We start from the raw sequence: 16,525 nt of genomic DNA on the forward strand, positions 1-16,525 counted from the left end.
TCAGTACATCTGGGCATCACACAAGCCAATCTAAGCAACCGGTAGGTGAGCAGAAAGGTAAGGGAAAAAATCCTTTTAAAAAGTAAATAGCAAAAGACGCATGGGATATGTTGCTTTCATTGGCCTGTTGCATCAAAAATAAATGTTAGAAAAGGGAATATTCGTTGGTCGGATAAAGCCTGCTTGTTACCTAGGAGAGTATATCGTACGATCTAGTCAATCGATGACAAAACTCAGATACAGAATTAAGTAGCTATGTTATAGTTAAGACAAAAATGCAACCCACTCCCCAAGACAACGAAAACATGAAAGACTTCATGGTATCCAAAAATTGTAGGGAAGGGATCCGGCCACTTAAAAGCATAGATCAAAGCACCTAGAGTATAGGTAACTCCTCCTATTGCTAATAACTGGATATTTGTTGTATCTAGCGAAGATTTAATTTCGGGAAAATAGAGAATTCCAATCCACCCCATAGCAATGTAAAGAAACGCTCTAACCCATTTGGGTACGTTAGTCCATATGGTCGTTATTAACATTCCAATTATTGCAACTAGCCAAAAGGTAGATAGAAGCTGCAATCCAGACGCGTTCTTTAACTTGAGTAGACAAACGGGAGTTGCTGTTCCCGCGATTAAAACAAAAATAGCTGCATGATCAATGCGTCTCAGTAATAAATATTTTTGCCGACTCCACATGCGGGTATGATAAAGCGCGCTCACACCATACTGTCCAATGAGGCTTAGACTATATATTATACTGGCAAAAATGGCGCAAGCCCCATTGCTGTAAAGGATGAGTATAGTGCATGCACAAAGAGTGATAAAAAATGCTACTAGATGTATATATCCACGTGCCAGAGGTTTCATACTTAATAGTCTACAACTTATTTAAATTCCTAAGCAAGGGAACGCGGGATGGGAATTACCCGAACTTCTTTCCTTTGGAGTTTAGATTATGCCTGCATCCCTATATGAATGTCTAGGTGGGTGATAATCATCCGAATAAAAAGATACCCGAAGCCCAAAAATCAAATTAATGAGAAACAGTATTTAACAAATTGTACTATCTTTTCGTTTTTTCTGATGCCAAGTTGTTTACCATTGGTTTGATTGACCAATTATTAACAATAATTGGTCTGGGACCATCCGTGCACTCGGATGATAGGCATAATCCAACTGCTATTATTTTTCCAGCCAGCGCCACATTAATTTCTTTTTAATAATTTCTACTAATGCGAGATAGAATAGTGTTGCGGCTGCAAGAAAAAGAAAATACATAGAAGGTAAAGGTACAAATCCCCAATATTTAGCCAAAGGGCTAAATGGTAATAATATACCAATGCTAACCACTGTTAATACCATTAGTGTCAGTGATAAACTAGGTTTACTTTGCCAAGGATTTTTAGCAGTTCGTATTACGAAAATCACTAATGTTTGCGTGGCTAGAGATTCTACAAACCAACCCGTCTGAAATAAAGCTTCAGAGGCAGCAAATACGTTCAACATGACATAAAAGGTAAGGAAATCAAAAATGGAACTGATCGGACCAATATAAAACATGAATTTTTTAATTATATCTATATTCCAATGTTTGGGTTTTTTGATAAAACTATTATCCACATTGTCTGTAGGTATTGTGATTTGAGAAGTATCATAGAGCATATTATTTAGCAGTATTTGTATTGGAAGCATCGGTAAAAAAGGTAAAAATATAATGGCACCTGCCATACTCAGCATATTACCGAAGTTTGAGCTTGTTCCCATCATAAGATATTTCATAACATTACCAAAAGACTTACGTCCTTCAATTATTCCATTAAGTAATACCCCTAAATCTTGTTTTAATAAAATAATATCAGCTGACTCACGGGCAATATCAACAGCACCCGCAACAGAAATTCCTACATCGGCACTATGCAACGAAGGGGCATCATTAATTCCATCTCCAAGGTAACCAACAACATGACCCCTTGTTTTTAGCGCAATTATGATTCGTTGTTTTTGAACTGGAGAAATACGAGCAAAAACATCAGTTTCTTCTGCAATTTTACCTAATGCAGAATCACTGATATGATCTAATTCTTCACCAAGTACAATCCGACTCACATCGAGTCCAACTTGCTTACATACATGAGAAGCTACTAAATCATTATCACCGGTGATAATTTTAACTTTGACTCCTTGTTGATGTAGTTCTTTTATAACGGTGGAGATTTCACTGAGTGGTGGATCGTTGAAAGCAAGAAATCCAGCAAATACCATCTCCTTTTCGTCATGAGCATGGTATGACGTTTGCGTATTTTTTACTGTTCGGTAAGCAACGGCCAACACTCTATAACCTTGTTGGCTTAATGCAGAAAACATAGAGTCGCATTGTTTGCGTATTTCATCATTTAATACTAAAAGTTTGCCGTCCCTGTCATAAGTACTGCATACCCTCATCACATACTCTGGCGCGCCCTTGGTAATGAGTAGATGAATGTCATTTTTATCAACAACAACACTTGATCGACGTCGCTCAAAATCAAAAGGAATTTCATCAATTTTATTGTATTTTTGTACGTTTGGATGATCGTGTTTTAAAATTGCCATATCGAGGGGATTAATGGATGCTTTTTTTAATACTGCCCTTTTGAATGGATTGGGAATTTCACTACCAAATAGACTAGTAAGATAAGCCATTAACATCACGTGTTCGTTCTTTTTTCCGAACAGATCGATGCATTGATCCAGAGCCATTTCTCCACTGGTTAACGTTCCTGTTTTATCGCTGCATAATATATCAATGCTACCGAAGTTTTGGATGGCGGATAAATTTTTGACTATCACTTTTTTTCTCGCCATATGAACAGCTCCTGCAGCTAAAGTTACAGTTGTGATCATGGGCAATAGTTCAGGAGTAAGTCCTACCGCAAGTGCTATTGCGAATAATAAGGACTCAATCAATGAGCGTTTAAGGTAAATGTTAACAGCGAAGACAAAAATTACCAGGAAAAATACTGTTTTCATAATAAATATGCCAAAACGCATCGTGCCTTTTTCGAATTCGGTGTGAGGCGGTGCTTTTTTTATACTTTCAGCTATTTGGCCAAAAAGAGTGTTGCTTCCTGTATTGACCACAACTGCTGTAGCTATGCCGTTGACAATGGTCGAACCTGAAAAAACTGCATTTCTCGCTTCTATTGGATTATGAGGTGCTTTCTTTTCCTGAATTGATTCTTTTTCAACTGGGAGAGATTCACCTGTTAATGCTGATTGATGTATATGGATATCTTTTGCTTTTAATAGCAGAGAGTCTGCAGGTACCAAATCTCCTGCTACTAAGCGAATAATATCTCCAGGGACTAGTTGTTCAAAGGATATTTCTATCCATTGACCATCACGGAGGACAGTTGCTGTGGCTGCAATTTGTTGTTGGAGCTTTTTTACAGCAACAAGAGCTCGGCGACTTTGGAAATAATCCAAGCCAACACTGAAAATTATTATCGCAATAATAATGCCAGCATTGATCATATTTCCAGTAAAAGCTGATAATAAAGCTGCGACAACCAAAATAATAACCAGTGGGTTAGTCGAATTGAAAATCGATTCAAGGATAACTGAGCGGTAAGGTTTGCGACCTAGATCATTTTTACCATATAAAATTTGTCTTTTCTGGGCATTTATATTGGTAAGACCTTGTTCTGAGGTATCTAGCTTATTTAGAACTTGTTCATTATCGAGAGTTACCAAAAGCGACATGTTCCTGTCCATAAACTTCCTTTAGTTATTCTTACCATTCTGTCTTTATTTTAGTATTACTAATTCTATTTCATTTATCTAGTTTGTTTACCTGAAACGTTGGGTTTTCCGAAATATCTAGCCCAAACTGGCAATAGAGGTCTCTTGGCCTTATTGAGAACGCCACCTGATAAATTAAGTGATTAGCAGAAAGTCAAAAAAGAGCATTTCACTCAAATCCTGCGATAGAATCCATTTATCAATTTAAGCAGCATCTGCATTCACTCTTAATAAAAAAAGTGTTAACGCAGCATGAGCTCTGTAAAGTAATACCTGCTTTCTTGGGCATGCATTCTGAGTTAAAGCAAAGTGCATTTAAATCATTAACCTCATTAGGCGAGACATTTTGTGCCTGAAAAATGGAGTTGCCAGAATGTGGCGGTTTGGTAAATCTAATGGAATAACTGAAGGCTTTCATCGCAAAACGAAGCGAATACAATGATGGCCTTATGGGTTTAGAAATTTTGAAAATTACAGATTAAGGGTTAAGGTTTTCTGTTCTTGATTAGTGCCCCCGAATTTGGGGAAGAGCCGTAATTTGGAATATAGAATTAATTTTAATTGATGCCGAGATTCAGGTAAAGGATGGATTCGTCGTTCACTGTGTTTGTCCCTCACCAATTTGCGGCGCGCTGAAGCGCGTTCAAAATGCTACGCCGCACTTCGTGCTCTTTGGTACGCATTTTGTCGAACCTCTTTCGGTTCGAACACTTCCGGGCCAAAGACATTGAATGTCTTGGCAACTATTTCGGAGTGATTTTTGCTTTTTTGATTTTTACTTGGAAATGGCGCGCCCGGAAGGATTCGAACCTCCGACCCCCTGGTTCGTAGCCAGATACTCTATCCAACTGAGCTACGGGCGCGTTGACTGGCGGAGAGAGAGGGATTCGAACCCTCGATGGGATTTCTCCCATACTCCCTTAGCAGGGGAGCGCCTTCGACCACTCGGCCATCTCTCCAATCAATGGCTGGGGAGTATATCAGGTATTTTGATGCCGTCAATATGCATTATTTATAAATTGCAGCGGAAAGTTGATAGACTAAGTTGTAGGTTGCTTGGAATGATCTATAATTGATCAGAATGCGCGCAATTTCTTTGCCAAACAAATGGTACTTACTTATTCAAAAGTTAATTTAATAATTTTATATTTTAATGACTTATAAAAATTCCAAATTCTTATGATTACTGCTACTCTTTATCATTTATAAATCGAAACCAATGTCAGTAAAAAGTAATGGCGTTAAGTTAAAAGATTTTCGTTCTTTTTGTTATCTCCATGAGGACATGCAACTTGTTGAGAAGTGCCACGTTAAATAGAACTCGTTGCAGTGATGTGACCGCAATTAAAATAAGGAGGATCGATGAAACAGAAGTCGAATTTACATGGTCGAGAGGTGTATGTAGTTGATGGAAATCGAACACCATTTCTCAAAGCCAAGGGAATAGGTCCTTTTTCTGGATCTGATTTAGCGGTAGCTGCAGGGATGACCTTATTAAACCGCCAGCCTTTTGCTCCAACTGAGTTGGATGAAGTGATTATTGGCTGCGCCATGCCTAGTCCAGATGAGGCAAATATTGCTCGTGTTGTCTCTTTGCGTTTGGGATGTGGTAACAACGTGCCTGCTTTTACAGTGATGAGAAATTGTGCGTCTGGAATGCAGGCACTCGATAATGCAGCCATCCAAATTGCGAGTGGGCGCAGTGATTTAATTCTTGCAGGCGGTACGGATGCGATGAGTCATGCTCCTTTATTGTTCAACCAAAAAATGGCATCTTGGCTAGCCAATTGGTATGCTGCTAAGAGTATGGGACAAAAATTAGGCCTTATCACACAATTTAGACCTGCTTATCTTGCGCCTGTTATTGCTTTACTGCGTGGTCTCACTGATCCCATTGTTGGCATGAACATGGGACAAACAGCTGAAAAAGTTGCTTTCCGTTTTAATCTTACTCGTGAACAAATGGATGAGTTTGCCAATCAAAGTCATTTAAGACTGGCAAAAGCCTATAACGAAAATAGAATGACAGAGGTATCACCACTTATTGATTACAAAGGAAAAATTTATCCACAAGATGATGGCTTAAGAGCGGACTCAACAGTAGAAAAATTAGCTAAATTAAAGCCTTTTTTTGATAAAAAATATGGTATGGTGACCGCCGGTAATAGTTCGCAAATAACAGACGGGGCTTGCTTATTACTATTAGCGAGTGCTGAGGCAGTCAAAAAGCATGGATTAAAAGTAATGGGTAGGATTGTCGACTCACAATGGTCTGCACTTGATCCTTCCCAAATGGGGCTTGGTCCTGTCCATGCTGTGACACCGATCTTACAAAGACAAAAATTAAAAATAGAAGATATAGACAGTTGGGAAATCAATGAGGCGTTTGCTGCACAAGTTCTAGGTTGTGTTGCGGCTTGGAATGACGATGAGTATTGCCGCAGTCAATTAGGTCTAGAAAAAGCCCTGGGTGGTCCTTCTTTAGAAAAACTTAATCGAGATGGAGGAGCAATTGCAGCTGGGCATCCAATTGGTGCAAGCGGTGCGCGTATTGTCTTGCACGTTTTAAAATCATTGGAACAAAGAAATGAGTCGCGAGGTATGGCTTCTATCTGTATCGGTGGAGGACAGGGCGGGGCAATGTATCTTGAACGAGTGACTGAGGTGAAAGGACATGAATAATTACAAACATTGGGACTTGCAACGAGACAGTGACAATATTCTGTGGTTAGGCCTAGACAGAAAAGATACGACTGTGAACAGTATTAATGAGGAAGTATTGGATGAACTGAATAGCCTGCTTCATGAAATTTCACAGGATAAAACCGCTGTTGGTTTGATTGTTTATTCAGCTAAAGAAAAAGGTTTCATCGCAGGTGCGGATGTAAATGCTTTTTCAAAATTTGAAACTCCAGCGCAAGCCGTAGATTTCCTGCGTAAAGGTCAAGCAGTGTTTGCTCGATTACAGGCTCTAACAATTCCTAGCGTTGCCATGATAGACGGTTTCTGCATGGGCGGTGGTTATGAGTTGGCTTTGGCGTGTACCTATCGAGTCGCTAGCGATGAAAAAGATACCCGTATCGGCTTACCTGAAGTGATGTTGGGCATACATCCAGGCTGGGGTGGCTCGGTACGTTTACCTCAGTTAATTGGTGGTTTTAATGCTTTGTCACAAATTATTTTAACCGGAAGTGCAGTACCTGCCGCAAAAGCTAAGAGCCTAGGAATGGTTGACGATGTAGTGCCAATACGTCAGTTAAAACGCGCTGCGGTCTATTTTATTAAAAATAAACCAGCGAAACATAAACCTTCATTTGTACAGGGATTAACGAATAAAGCATGGCTGAGAAAGCCTATTGCTGCTTTAATGCGACGCAATGTGGCTAAGCGAGTACGAAAAGAACATTACCCAGCACCTTATGCCATTATTGATCTGTGGGAAAAAGAAGGAGGTATGGGTGATAGGGCTTATTTGAAGGAAATAGACTCTGTAGAGCATTTAGTATCAACTGGCATTACTTCAAAAAATTTAATTCGCGCTTTTTCATTACGCGAACGTTTAAAAGGTTTTGCAAAAGGTAGTGATTTTAAGGCCAATCATATCCATGTTATTGGTGCTGGTGTAATGGGTGGCGATATTGCTGCTTGGTGCGCACTACGTGGATTGCGAGTCACCTTACAAGATCAATCCTACGATAAAATTGCTCCTGCGATTGGACGTGCGCATGCTTTATATAAGAAAAAATTACGTAAACCTCGACTTATTCAGGCTGCGATGGATAATTTAATTCCTGATCCCGAAGGACACGGAATCGCAAGAGCTGATGTCATTATTGAGGCGGTTTTCGAAAATCTTGCAGTAAAACAAGAAATCATGAAAAAAGTTGAAAAACTTGCTAAAAAAGATGCCATTATCGCAACCAATACATCGAGCATACCTCTGGATGAAATGAGTAGTGTGATGAGTAATCCTAATCGCCTGGTTGGAATTCATTTCTTTAATCCAGTTGCTAAGATGGATTTAGTTGAGGTAGTGAGTAGCGCACAAACCTCTAAGAAAGTCGAAGTTAATTCGTGCGCTTTTGTTAATCAAATTGGCAAGCTACCATTACCAGTTAAATCCAGCCCAGGATTTTTAGTGAATCGAGTCTTAATGCCTTATCTCATGGAGTGTGTTCAATTATTGGATGAGGGGTATAGTGCTGAAACTATTGATGAAGCAGCCCTATCATTTGGTATGTTCATGGGACCAGTTGAGCTGGCAGATACTGTAGGACTGGATGTTGGTTTAGCTGTTGCAGAAAATCTAACGAGTCATTTTGGCGGGACGGTTCCCCAAAGACTACGCGATATGGTGAAAGAAGGCAAACTGGGTCGTAAAACAGGCCAAGGTATTTATCAATATAAAAATGGTAAACCAATTAAAAAACAGCCGAGTACACCAATTGATCCTCATATTGCAGATCGGTTAATTCTAAGAATGGTAAATGAGTCAGCTGCCTGTTTGCGTGAGGGGGTAGTCGCTGATGCAGATTTGCTCGATGCAGGTATGATTTTTGCTACAGGATTTGCTCCATTTCGTGGCGGCCCTATGAACTATGCTAAGGATTTTGGAACAAATAATTTAGAAAATTTATTTAAGACCCTTGAATCCAAATATGGTAAGCGTTTTAAAGTGGATGAAAGTTTGTGATCTGTTTCTGCGGTTTTTTTAAAATATAATCAGAAGTCATTCTGAGTGCAACGAGCGATCCACATGCTTTAGCATGGATAAATCAATGGGACAACCCTCGTTGCACCCGAGCTGACAGCAAAAAATCTCCAATTGTTCTGCATTAATCCGGATTACTAAGATGGATAAAACATTGCAAATGTTCTTAAACAAAAAAAGGATATTTTTTTTAATTTTCTTAGAGCTCTTTTGCATCTCTTTTTCTTATGCAACAACCTTAGTTTTACCTGCAGCTGGAGACGTTGTAGGAGAAGTTAAATACACACTATCGGAAGCAAATGAAACGATTGATGAGATAGGAAAGCGTTTTGATGTTGGTTTTTATGAAATTCTCAGAGCAAATCCTCAACTCAATTCCCAGCATGTGATCGGTAATTCTCGGCTTGTTATTCCAGCACAGTACATCTTGCCTAGTGTCCCTAGAAAAGGAATTGTTATTAATCTCGCTGAATATCGACTGTATTATTTCCCTGAACATGAGAACGTGGTGATTACTTTCCCTGTTGGCATTGGTCGAAAAGGTTGGAGCACTCCCTTGGGATTGACCAAAATTATTGCAAAAGAAGCAAATCCTAAATGGCGTCCAACAGAAAATCTTCGCGCTGAGGCAGAAAAAAATGGTGATTTTCTACCTGATGAGTTTCCTTCAGGGCCTTATAATCCTCTCGGTCAATATGCTCTAAGGCTGGAATGGCCCACCTTTTTAATTCATGGTACAAACAGACTCGATGGTATTGGTATGCGTGTCAGTGCGGGATGCATTCGTATGTTTCCGGATGATATCGAATATCTTTTTCGTGTGGTTCCAATAGGAACACCGGTTCGGGTCATCAACGAACCAGTAAAAATTGGAAAACATGAAGGAGCATGGGTAATACAAATGCATCCTCTTTTGAGTGAGCAACCCACTGAATCCTTACAATCAGCACTACAAAATCAATTAAGAATTCACAATCTTATCAGCGTCAATAACAACAAAATAATTCAAAATGAGCTTGCATATCCAACAGGCTTGATAAGAAAAATTCAGTAAAGGGGTTACCCTTGTATTTGGATCAGAGGATTACACGATTTAAAATAATTTATTAGCTTTTTAAGTCGTACGATGTAAACGGTGATCTATCACAACTGCAGTATTTCAAAAGTAGATGGCTGATGAGCAAGATGATTAAGGCCGCCACAATATCGGTTACATAATGCCATCCCAGTAAAACACAGGATGCAATAAGTAATACATTGATAATCATCAACATAAAATAAGGAATTGGCCATTCCCTAAGCAAGTTCACACATAATATTGCCCAAATAGTATGAAAAGAGGGGAGCGCTATTAATCCACCCTCATTTGTAGTTGGATTAATATAATGGTGAATTTGTTTGAATTTAAGACCGGTATCTATTTGCTCGGGAGAAAATAAAGGACTGTTGATGACACTTGCAGGTGCGGTTGTTGGAAAAAAGTAATAAATGACAAAACCAATTAAAACGGTAGACAACATATAAAAATAATACTCTCTGATCAGATGAAAACGACATGTAATAATGATCAGCATAGGTAAAATGCTCATTTGATAAGGGAGTGTGTCATAAATTTTACCTAATACATATTTAAAGTGAGGATGGTTATCTGTCCAGATTAATATTTTTTCCATATGGATAGATAAATGCTTTTCGAAGGAAACAATATAGTGATCAATAGCAGGAAAGGGGGTTAATTGTACTGCATTGGTTGCGATGGCAACTACACTCATGACCATAAAAAGATAAATCAATTCCCTTCCGGCTTGAATAAACTTGCTTCTTTGTGGGAAATAAAGAAACAATCCAAGATTCATAAGAATTAATGTTAATGCTAAATAAGGTATGCCTTCAGGAAAGTAGTTATTACCTGGATAATTATAAAATAAAGAGTTTATTAAAAAGGAAATAGAGGATAATGCCAGAATCAATCCGGCAAAAAACATAATCGAGCGTGATGATACCTGACTCATTTAGGAGATTATTCAACCGTTTCTAAAAGCTGTTGTTTTTGCTTTATTGCATGAAAAATCTCTTCTCTATGCACATTCACCGACCTAGGTGCGTCAACACCGAACTTAATATTTCCATGTTCTTGTGTTTTAAAAGCTAAAATTTTAACAGTAGCATCACCAATATGAATTATTAAAGGTTCTTCAAACTGAAGAGAAATTATATCCATTAAAAACCTCTGTGACTTTTAGATAAGTTGATTGTAAAATCAATAATATTTTCTTACTGCACGGTAACCTAATTCATAGATACTTGTCACTAAAAAATTAATACAAATCCATAAAAATAACTTCATTCCCACTCTGCTTCGCTTTACATAGAAAATTCGTCACTTTTTAATCGATTCATAATTGTATGATGTACTTAAAATGGTTATAATTGGCAGCTTTTTTTATAAACCTTGCCTTACTGTTGTTTTTGATGACAGGAGGCTTCATCCATAAGGAGAAATCATGAGACATTATGAAATTATGTTTCTTGTGCACCCTGATCAAAGCGAACAAGTACCAGCAATGGTTGAGCGCTATGAAGGGATCATAAGCAAGCACAGTGGTGTGATCCACCGAAAAGAGGACTTGGGTCGTCGTCAATTAGCTTATCCAATAAGTGATGTTCATAAAGCGCACTACATTCTTATGAATATTGAGTGTAGTCTTGAAGCTCTGGAAGAAATTAAAAATGCATTCAAATACAACGATGCAATTATTAGAAACTTAATTACTCGTCAAAAACAAGCGATCACTACTGAATCTGTTTTGATGAAGAAAGAAAAAGAAACCAGATCAGCTTAAGAGGAGTCTTATTTATGTCAGCTTATTTTCGTAGAAAAAAAATGTGCCGTTTTAGTGCTGAAGGCGGTAATGAGATTGATTATAAAGATATCAATTTATTGAAAAATTACATTTCTGAAACCGGGAAAATTGTACCAAGTCGTATTACTGGTACACAAACTCGTTTTCAAAGACAATTAGCAAGAGCAATTATGCAAGCCAGATTTCTTGGTCTGTTGCCTTATTGTGATAGCCATAAATAAATAATAATGATGCGAGCAGGCAATTTTATAACAAGACAATGTAAGGTAATACTTGAAAGTAAGCAGCAAGCGATTCTTTATGCTGTTATTTTTTCAGTATTACCCTTCGCCTCTTGGCTTTCAGTTGCTTTAGTTAGTTTAGTAACCTTAAGAAAGGGTGCAAAATCTGGTTTTGATGTTTTGTTGCCTGCGCTTATTATTCATTCTGTTCCACTGATAATGTTAATTCCATTATCCGGAGCAATAATTAATACTCTAATTGCTTATTTGCCCTGTTATTTTGCAGCTTTGAGTTTGCGAAATACTGAAAAGTGGCAAGCAGTAGCTGGGGTATTTTTTGTGCTGGCCTTTTTGGGATGTTTGTTCCTTCAACTTTTAGCACCTGGTTTTATTGTGGAACAATATAATCAATTTAAAATGATTTTGACACAATACCAGGAAGTTGTTGATTCTGCTCTGAGTGGCATAAGTTCATTAATTTTGGCTCAATTATTCTTCGGCATTCAGATATTAAGCGTCATTGTTTCTGCAACAATTTCCTTGATGTTTGCACGAGCAATGCAAGCCAAATTATTTTTACCTGGCGGTTTCAGGAATGAGCTAATGGCATTTCGAAGTGGTAGACTTTCATTTTTAGTTTTTTTGGGTGTTTCATTGGCAACTTTTTATGAAATTCCCTTGGCTATGAATGTCCTTCCAATAGTGCTGTGTTATTTCTTGGCTTCTGGATTTGGTCTGGTTTATTTTATTTTCTCTCGTAAGAGACAAGTTAAGGTATTCATTTTATTAATGTTATTAATGTTAGTGAAACCAACTTTTGTATTATGTGCCTGCATTGTCCTTGGTTCATTAGATAGTTTAGTTAATTTTAGATCGTATTTACCTTCAAGGGTTGGCGAATCAATTTAAGGGGTTATTAAGATGGAAGTTATCTTATTAGAAAAAGTGAGAAATTTAGGTAACCTGGGTGATAAAGTAAATGTAAAGTCAGGTTATGGCCGTAATTTTTTGATACCACAAAATAAAGCGGTTTTTGCAACACCAAAAAATATCGAGATGTTCGAAAAACGTCGTGCTGAGCTTGAGAAAAAAGCGCAACAATCTTTTGCTACTGCTGAGCAACGTGCTGCTAAATTAAATGACACCAATTTAGTTATTAGCGCTATGGCGAGCGATGAAGGGAAATTATATGGTTCCGTTGGTATTAATGAAATCAAAGACGCTTTAACTGAGAAAGGCATTGATGTAGTCAAACGTGAAATCGTAATGCCTGAAGGTCCTCTTCACTCAATTGGTAGTTTTGTAGTTGAGATACATGTTCACAGCGATGTTGTTGCTAAATTGCATGTAGAAATTATTCCAGCTAAGTAAATACATACCTATAGTATCTTAACCCGGGTGAAGCGACAGGCGTAGTCCGGGTTTTCTCAAGCCAATAATCGTTGAAGCATACACCCTAAGTTATCTTTTTTTCAAATATTACATTAAAATAATTCTATAAAGTGCAAGTAAGGCAATTACTGTATTCAAAATGGCCCAAATATAAGAAACATATAAGCCTTTATACCCACTGTAGTAGGCATATATGGCAACAAACGTACTTCCTGAAAAAAATATCCATTTATCATTGTAGGCAAAACCCATAGAAAGCAAGGCAATTCCGAAAATTCCCAAAATTAAAAATACACTACTTTCTTTTCCAAACATTAAATAAAATGTGAGTAGTTGGCAGCACAATAATATAGGTAAGAAAAACTGAGTATAGGGGCCACTTCCTAATAAAATGGCTGCATGACCTGCGATAAGAATTAATTGAAGTGCTATAAAAAAAAGCAATCTGAAATAGATTGCCGTTATAAGTAATGCAACACCGCCAATAAAATAATGCAATTGAGAATAAAGTTTGGGGGGAGTCGTCCCAAAATACTTCAAAAGACCATACACTATAATGAGGGAGCCAATGACTCCCAAAAAAATAAATATTTTTTTAGCCACAGATCACCATTTTAAATAAATCCCCTTTGCTACTGACTCTTGTATAATTGTGCCTTGAGGTTTATTAAATGAAATCCAATAATTTCCCATATTACTTAGGGCAAACTTAACCCGTGGGTATTGGCATACTTCTAATACATTTCTGCAGTCAACGAGAGTAGTGTTTTCATCAGTGCGTTTATAACACTTAAAATTTAAATTTTTGACATCAGAAGCAAATGCACCCCAATTCAGTGGATCTAATGTAGCATGTAATGGAGGACTCATAAATGCCTCCTCAGTATTTACACGTTCTAATTCGATTTTAGAGTCAGAATGATTTTGTATTAAATAGTAAGATTGATTTCCTGTCTCATTTAAAATTAGATAATTTTGGCTATAACCAAAACCTACAACTTCACAACCTCTGGGAAATGTACTTGCTGCTTGTGTGGAGCTAATAAGAATAACGGAGAAAAGAAACGATTTATTGAATTGATGAAATAAAGACATAACTACCTCAATAAGTAAAATTTGGGGGTTATTTTAATCATAAAAAATACAAAGTCTATCCTACAATAAAAAAATAGAAGCGCTATTCCTTATGGGCGGACATTTTGGCCTTGATCATCGGGTAATAAGTTCTATAAAAACTTAAAAAAAGATACATCCCAACATATGCCAAAGAAAGGCTAAGGCAAATAATATTTGTATTTGGATAGCTAATGAGTAAAAAAATCGAACTCACTGCATAAATGGCAGAGCAAATATGCATTAATATCTTTAATATTCTAGATTCTGTTAAATAATCAAGTCTTGAGGGATAAACATATTTTACAGGAACAAAAATAAGTATAGAAAGAATAGTTAATATAATGGCATTCGTTGTCGCTGACGTATTAAAAATAAACATATATAAAATGGTGATATTCCAGTAGCAAGGAAAACCTTTAAAAAAATGATCTGGCGTTTTTGCATCAGACTGACAAAATTGATAGGCAGAAGTAATTGAAACTGCTGCAATTATAAAGACTGAGTAATTAGACGGCAGCATGCCGGGTTTGACGAGCAGGAAAAAGCAAGGGGTTATTACGTAATTCAAATAATCAACAATATTATCCAGAAGGGCGCCGTCGATTTGAGGTAAAATTTTCCTTATGTTAAACAAACGAGCAAGACTTCCATCAACAGCATCAATAACAACCGTGATAAGCATAAGCCATAGAGCAAAAATATATTCATGCTGATACATTTTTACTAATGAAAAGATACCAATACATGCTGCACTTGCAGTAAAGACGTGCACTGACCAAGCTGCTACGTATTGTAATGGATGGAATTGCTGTTTGCTTAAATTCATTAATTATCCTAGTGTTAATAAAAAAATATTGCCTAAAAGCATTCTTTCTTAAATTGGGTTTCTTAAAATATTTAAATAATTGCATTCATATATTGAGTTAAACTAGTATTCTTTTGTAAAAAGCTAAAAAACATAAAAATAGTATCAATAATCAAAAGTAGTGTGCAAGGAGAGTTGATAATTTTAGTTAAATATACTTTATTCTCTATGGAGAGATCATGAAAATTCAAACTGTAAATCCCGCAACGGAACAAATACTACAAAGCTATGATTGCCTTAATGATCAGGAAATTCATAAAAGACTAAACAAAGGCCATGAGGCCTTTTTGACATGGAAAAAGACATCTTTTAGCCAAAGAAAAACGCTCATGTTACAACTTGCATCACTCTTAAAATCAAAAGTAGATGAGTTGGCTCATTTAATGGCAACTGAAATGGGTAAGCCCATTAGTGCGGGCAGAGCCGAAATTAATAAATGCGCCTGGTTGTGTGAGCATTACGCAGAACATGCAGAAGAATACCTCGCTCCAAAACTAGTCAAAACCGATATGAAAAAGGCAAAAGTATGTCATGTGCCACTCGGGATTGTTTTTGCGATCATGCCATGGAATTTTCCCTTTTGGCAGGTTTTTCGTTTTGCAGTACCTACGCTGATGGCTGGAAATGTGGCGGTTTTGAAGCATGCACCTATTTCAACGGGCACAGGGAACAAAATTGAAGAGCTATTTTTGAAGGCAGGTTTTCCAGAGCATGTTTTTCAACATTTAATCGTTGATAATGATGGTGCAGCCAAGATTATTGAAGATCCTCATGTGATTGCAGTTACCTTGACCGGTAGCGGACGAGCAGGTAGTGCTGTAGCGAGCCATGCTGGAAAGTTTTTAAAAAAATCTGTGTTGGAACTGGGTGGAAGCGATCCTTATCTTGTCCTGGACGACGCTGATCTGGATTTGGCAGCCGAATGTATCGTTAATTCAAGACTTAATAACTCAGGTCAAGTCTGTATTGCTGCAAAGCGCATCATTGTTTTAAAATCAGTTGAAAAAGAGTTAGTACAAAAAATTACTGAGCATATGTCCACATTTAAAATGGGGGATCCACTTGATTCGGAAACCAAACTTGGTCCATTAGCTCGTTCAGATTTACGTGAAAACTTGCATATTCAAGTAGAAAAATCACTGAAACAAGGTGCTAAATTATTGGTAGGTGGTATAATTCCCGCAGGAAAAGGTTTTTATTATCCGCCAACATTGCTGACTCAGGTTACACCTGGCATGCCTGCTTTTGATGAAGAATTATTTGGCCCTGTTATTGCGATTATCACAGCCGATAATGAGAAAGAAGGTATTGCTTATGCAAATCAAAGCCAATATGGTTTAGGGGCGGCAGTGTTTACCCGTGATTTGGAGAAAGGAGAGCATATAGCTACTCACGAAATAGAGGCTGGGGCATGTTTTGTTAATGCTTTTGTAGCTTCAGATCCCAGATTACCATTTGGCGGAATAAAAGAATCAGGCTATGGTCGTGAACTATCCAAGGAAGGTATATTAGAATTTGTAAATACTAAAACCGTAGCGATTAGTGATTCATGATATTAAGGCTTGTTGACTTTT

At 37.4% G+C, this 16,525-nt stretch carries 15 protein-coding genes, 2 tRNA genes and 1 pseudogene; 9 read left to right on the forward strand and 9 right to left on the reverse strand.

What is annotated here, in order from left to right; genetic code table 11:
* Window positions 1-245: 245 nt before the first annotated feature.
* Together trhA and mgtA are read right to left on the reverse strand one after the other, a co-directional pair.
* Window positions 246-869 carry a PAQR family membrane homeostasis protein TrhA gene (gene trhA / locus EL022_RS10225; protein WP_035900490.1) on the reverse strand — a complete coding sequence of 208 codons (624 nt, stop codon included), beginning with the start codon at window positions 867-869 and terminating at the stop codon, window positions 246-248.
* Window positions 870-1,184: 315 nt separating this feature from the next.
* On the reverse strand, window positions 1,185-3,743 hold the full coding sequence (gene mgtA / locus EL022_RS10230; RefSeq protein WP_237761280.1) for a magnesium-translocating P-type ATPase: 2,559 nt from the start codon (window positions 3,741-3,743) through the stop codon (window positions 1,185-1,187).
* 132 nt (window positions 3,744-3,875) lie between these two features.
* On the opposite strand from mgtA, the pseudogene EL022_RS16780 reads away from it, so the two are divergent.
* Window positions 3,876-4,221: pseudogene (locus tag EL022_RS16780) on the forward strand (transposase); the annotation flags it as partial.
* Between the two features lie 347 nt (window positions 4,222-4,568).
* On the opposite strand, the gene EL022_RS10240 reads toward EL022_RS16780, so the two are convergent.
* A tRNA-Arg gene (locus tag EL022_RS10240) sits at window positions 4,569-4,645 on the reverse strand.
* 6 nt (window positions 4,646-4,651) lie between these two features.
* Window positions 4,652-4,741: transfer RNA gene (locus tag EL022_RS10245), tRNA-Ser, on the reverse strand.
* A gap of 403 nt (window positions 4,742-5,144) precedes the next feature.
* On the opposite strand from EL022_RS10245, the gene EL022_RS10250 reads away from it, so the two are divergent.
* The 3 genes from EL022_RS10250 to EL022_RS10260 all read left to right on the forward strand — a co-directional run bounded on the left by EL022_RS10250 (window position 5,145) and on the right by EL022_RS10260 (window position 9,547).
* Complete coding sequence (locus EL022_RS10250) at window positions 5,145-6,464, forward strand: acetyl-CoA C-acetyltransferase (protein WP_028380674.1); 1,320 nt, start codon at window positions 5,145-5,147, stop codon at window positions 6,462-6,464.
* On the forward strand, window positions 6,457-8,475 hold the full coding sequence (locus EL022_RS10255) for a 3-hydroxyacyl-CoA dehydrogenase NAD-binding domain-containing protein (protein WP_028380673.1): 2,019 nt from the start codon (window positions 6,457-6,459) through the stop codon (window positions 8,473-8,475). The genes EL022_RS10250 and EL022_RS10255 overlap by 8 nt, the downstream gene beginning before the upstream one ends.
* Before the next feature lie 160 nt (window positions 8,476-8,635).
* Window positions 8,636-9,547 carry a L,D-transpeptidase family protein gene (locus tag EL022_RS10260; RefSeq protein WP_028380672.1) on the forward strand — a complete coding sequence of 304 codons (912 nt, stop codon included), beginning with the start codon at window positions 8,636-8,638 and terminating at the stop codon, window positions 9,545-9,547.
* A gap of 52 nt (window positions 9,548-9,599) precedes the next feature.
* Here the strand turns inward: EL022_RS10260 and EL022_RS10265 are convergent, their stop codons facing one another.
* Window positions 9,600-10,505 (reverse strand): phosphatase PAP2 family protein, encoded by a 906-nt coding sequence (locus tag EL022_RS10265; RefSeq protein ID WP_051544422.1) that lies wholly within the window; start codon window positions 10,503-10,505, stop codon window positions 9,600-9,602.
* 8 nt (window positions 10,506-10,513) lie between these two features.
* A complete protein-coding gene (locus tag EL022_RS10270; protein ID WP_028380671.1) occupies window positions 10,514-10,714 on the reverse strand; it encodes a carbon storage regulator in 201 nt (66 codons plus the stop codon).
* A gap of 283 nt (window positions 10,715-10,997) precedes the next feature.
* Between EL022_RS10270 and rpsF the strand changes: the two genes are divergently transcribed.
* The 4 genes from rpsF to rplI are packed head-to-tail and all read left to right on the forward strand — an operon-like array spanning window position 10,998 to window position 12,949.
* A complete protein-coding gene (gene rpsF / locus EL022_RS10275; protein ID WP_028380670.1) occupies window positions 10,998-11,336 on the forward strand; it encodes a 30S ribosomal protein S6 in 339 nt (112 codons plus the stop codon).
* Window positions 11,337-11,350: 14 nt separating this feature from the next.
* Window positions 11,351-11,578 carry a 30S ribosomal protein S18 gene (gene rpsR, locus EL022_RS10280; protein ID WP_010653600.1) on the forward strand — a complete coding sequence of 76 codons (228 nt, stop codon included), beginning with the start codon at window positions 11,351-11,353 and terminating at the stop codon, window positions 11,576-11,578.
* Between the two features lie 6 nt (window positions 11,579-11,584).
* Window positions 11,585-12,487, forward strand: coding sequence for a hypothetical protein (locus EL022_RS10285; RefSeq protein ID WP_028380669.1), 903 nt, complete (start codon window positions 11,585-11,587; stop codon window positions 12,485-12,487).
* Window positions 12,488-12,499: 12 nt separating this feature from the next.
* The gene (gene rplI / locus EL022_RS10290) at window positions 12,500-12,949 is read left to right on the forward strand and encodes a 50S ribosomal protein L9 (RefSeq protein ID WP_028380668.1); all 450 of its coding nucleotides are present in this window, start codon (window positions 12,500-12,502) and stop codon (window positions 12,947-12,949) included.
* Window positions 12,950-13,057: 108 nt separating this feature from the next.
* Here the strand turns inward: rplI and EL022_RS10295 are convergent, their stop codons facing one another.
* The 3 genes from EL022_RS10295 to pcsA form a co-directional block, all read right to left on the reverse strand.
* Window positions 13,058-13,573: a hypothetical protein gene (locus EL022_RS10295; RefSeq protein WP_028380667.1), complete on the reverse strand. Its 516-nt coding sequence runs from the start codon at window positions 13,571-13,573 to the stop codon at window positions 13,058-13,060.
* Window positions 13,574-13,576: 3 nt separating this feature from the next.
* Window positions 13,577-14,065 (reverse strand): hypothetical protein, encoded by a 489-nt coding sequence (locus tag EL022_RS10300; protein WP_028380666.1) that lies wholly within the window; start codon window positions 14,063-14,065, stop codon window positions 13,577-13,579.
* 82 nt (window positions 14,066-14,147) lie between these two features.
* Window positions 14,148-14,912: a phosphatidylcholine synthase gene (pcsA, locus tag EL022_RS10305; protein WP_028380665.1), complete on the reverse strand. Its 765-nt coding sequence runs from the start codon at window positions 14,910-14,912 to the stop codon at window positions 14,148-14,150.
* A gap of 218 nt (window positions 14,913-15,130) precedes the next feature.
* Between pcsA and EL022_RS10310 the strand changes: the two genes are divergently transcribed.
* Window positions 15,131-16,504 carry an NAD-dependent succinate-semialdehyde dehydrogenase gene (locus tag EL022_RS10310; protein ID WP_028380664.1) on the forward strand — a complete coding sequence of 458 codons (1,374 nt, stop codon included), beginning with the start codon at window positions 15,131-15,133 and terminating at the stop codon, window positions 16,502-16,504.
* Window positions 16,505-16,525 lie beyond the last annotated feature (21 nt).

The sequence above is a fragment of the Legionella cherrii genome (assembly GCF_900635815.1).
GTDB classification, from domain to species: Bacteria; Pseudomonadota; Gammaproteobacteria; order Legionellales; family Legionellaceae; genus Legionella; species Legionella cherrii.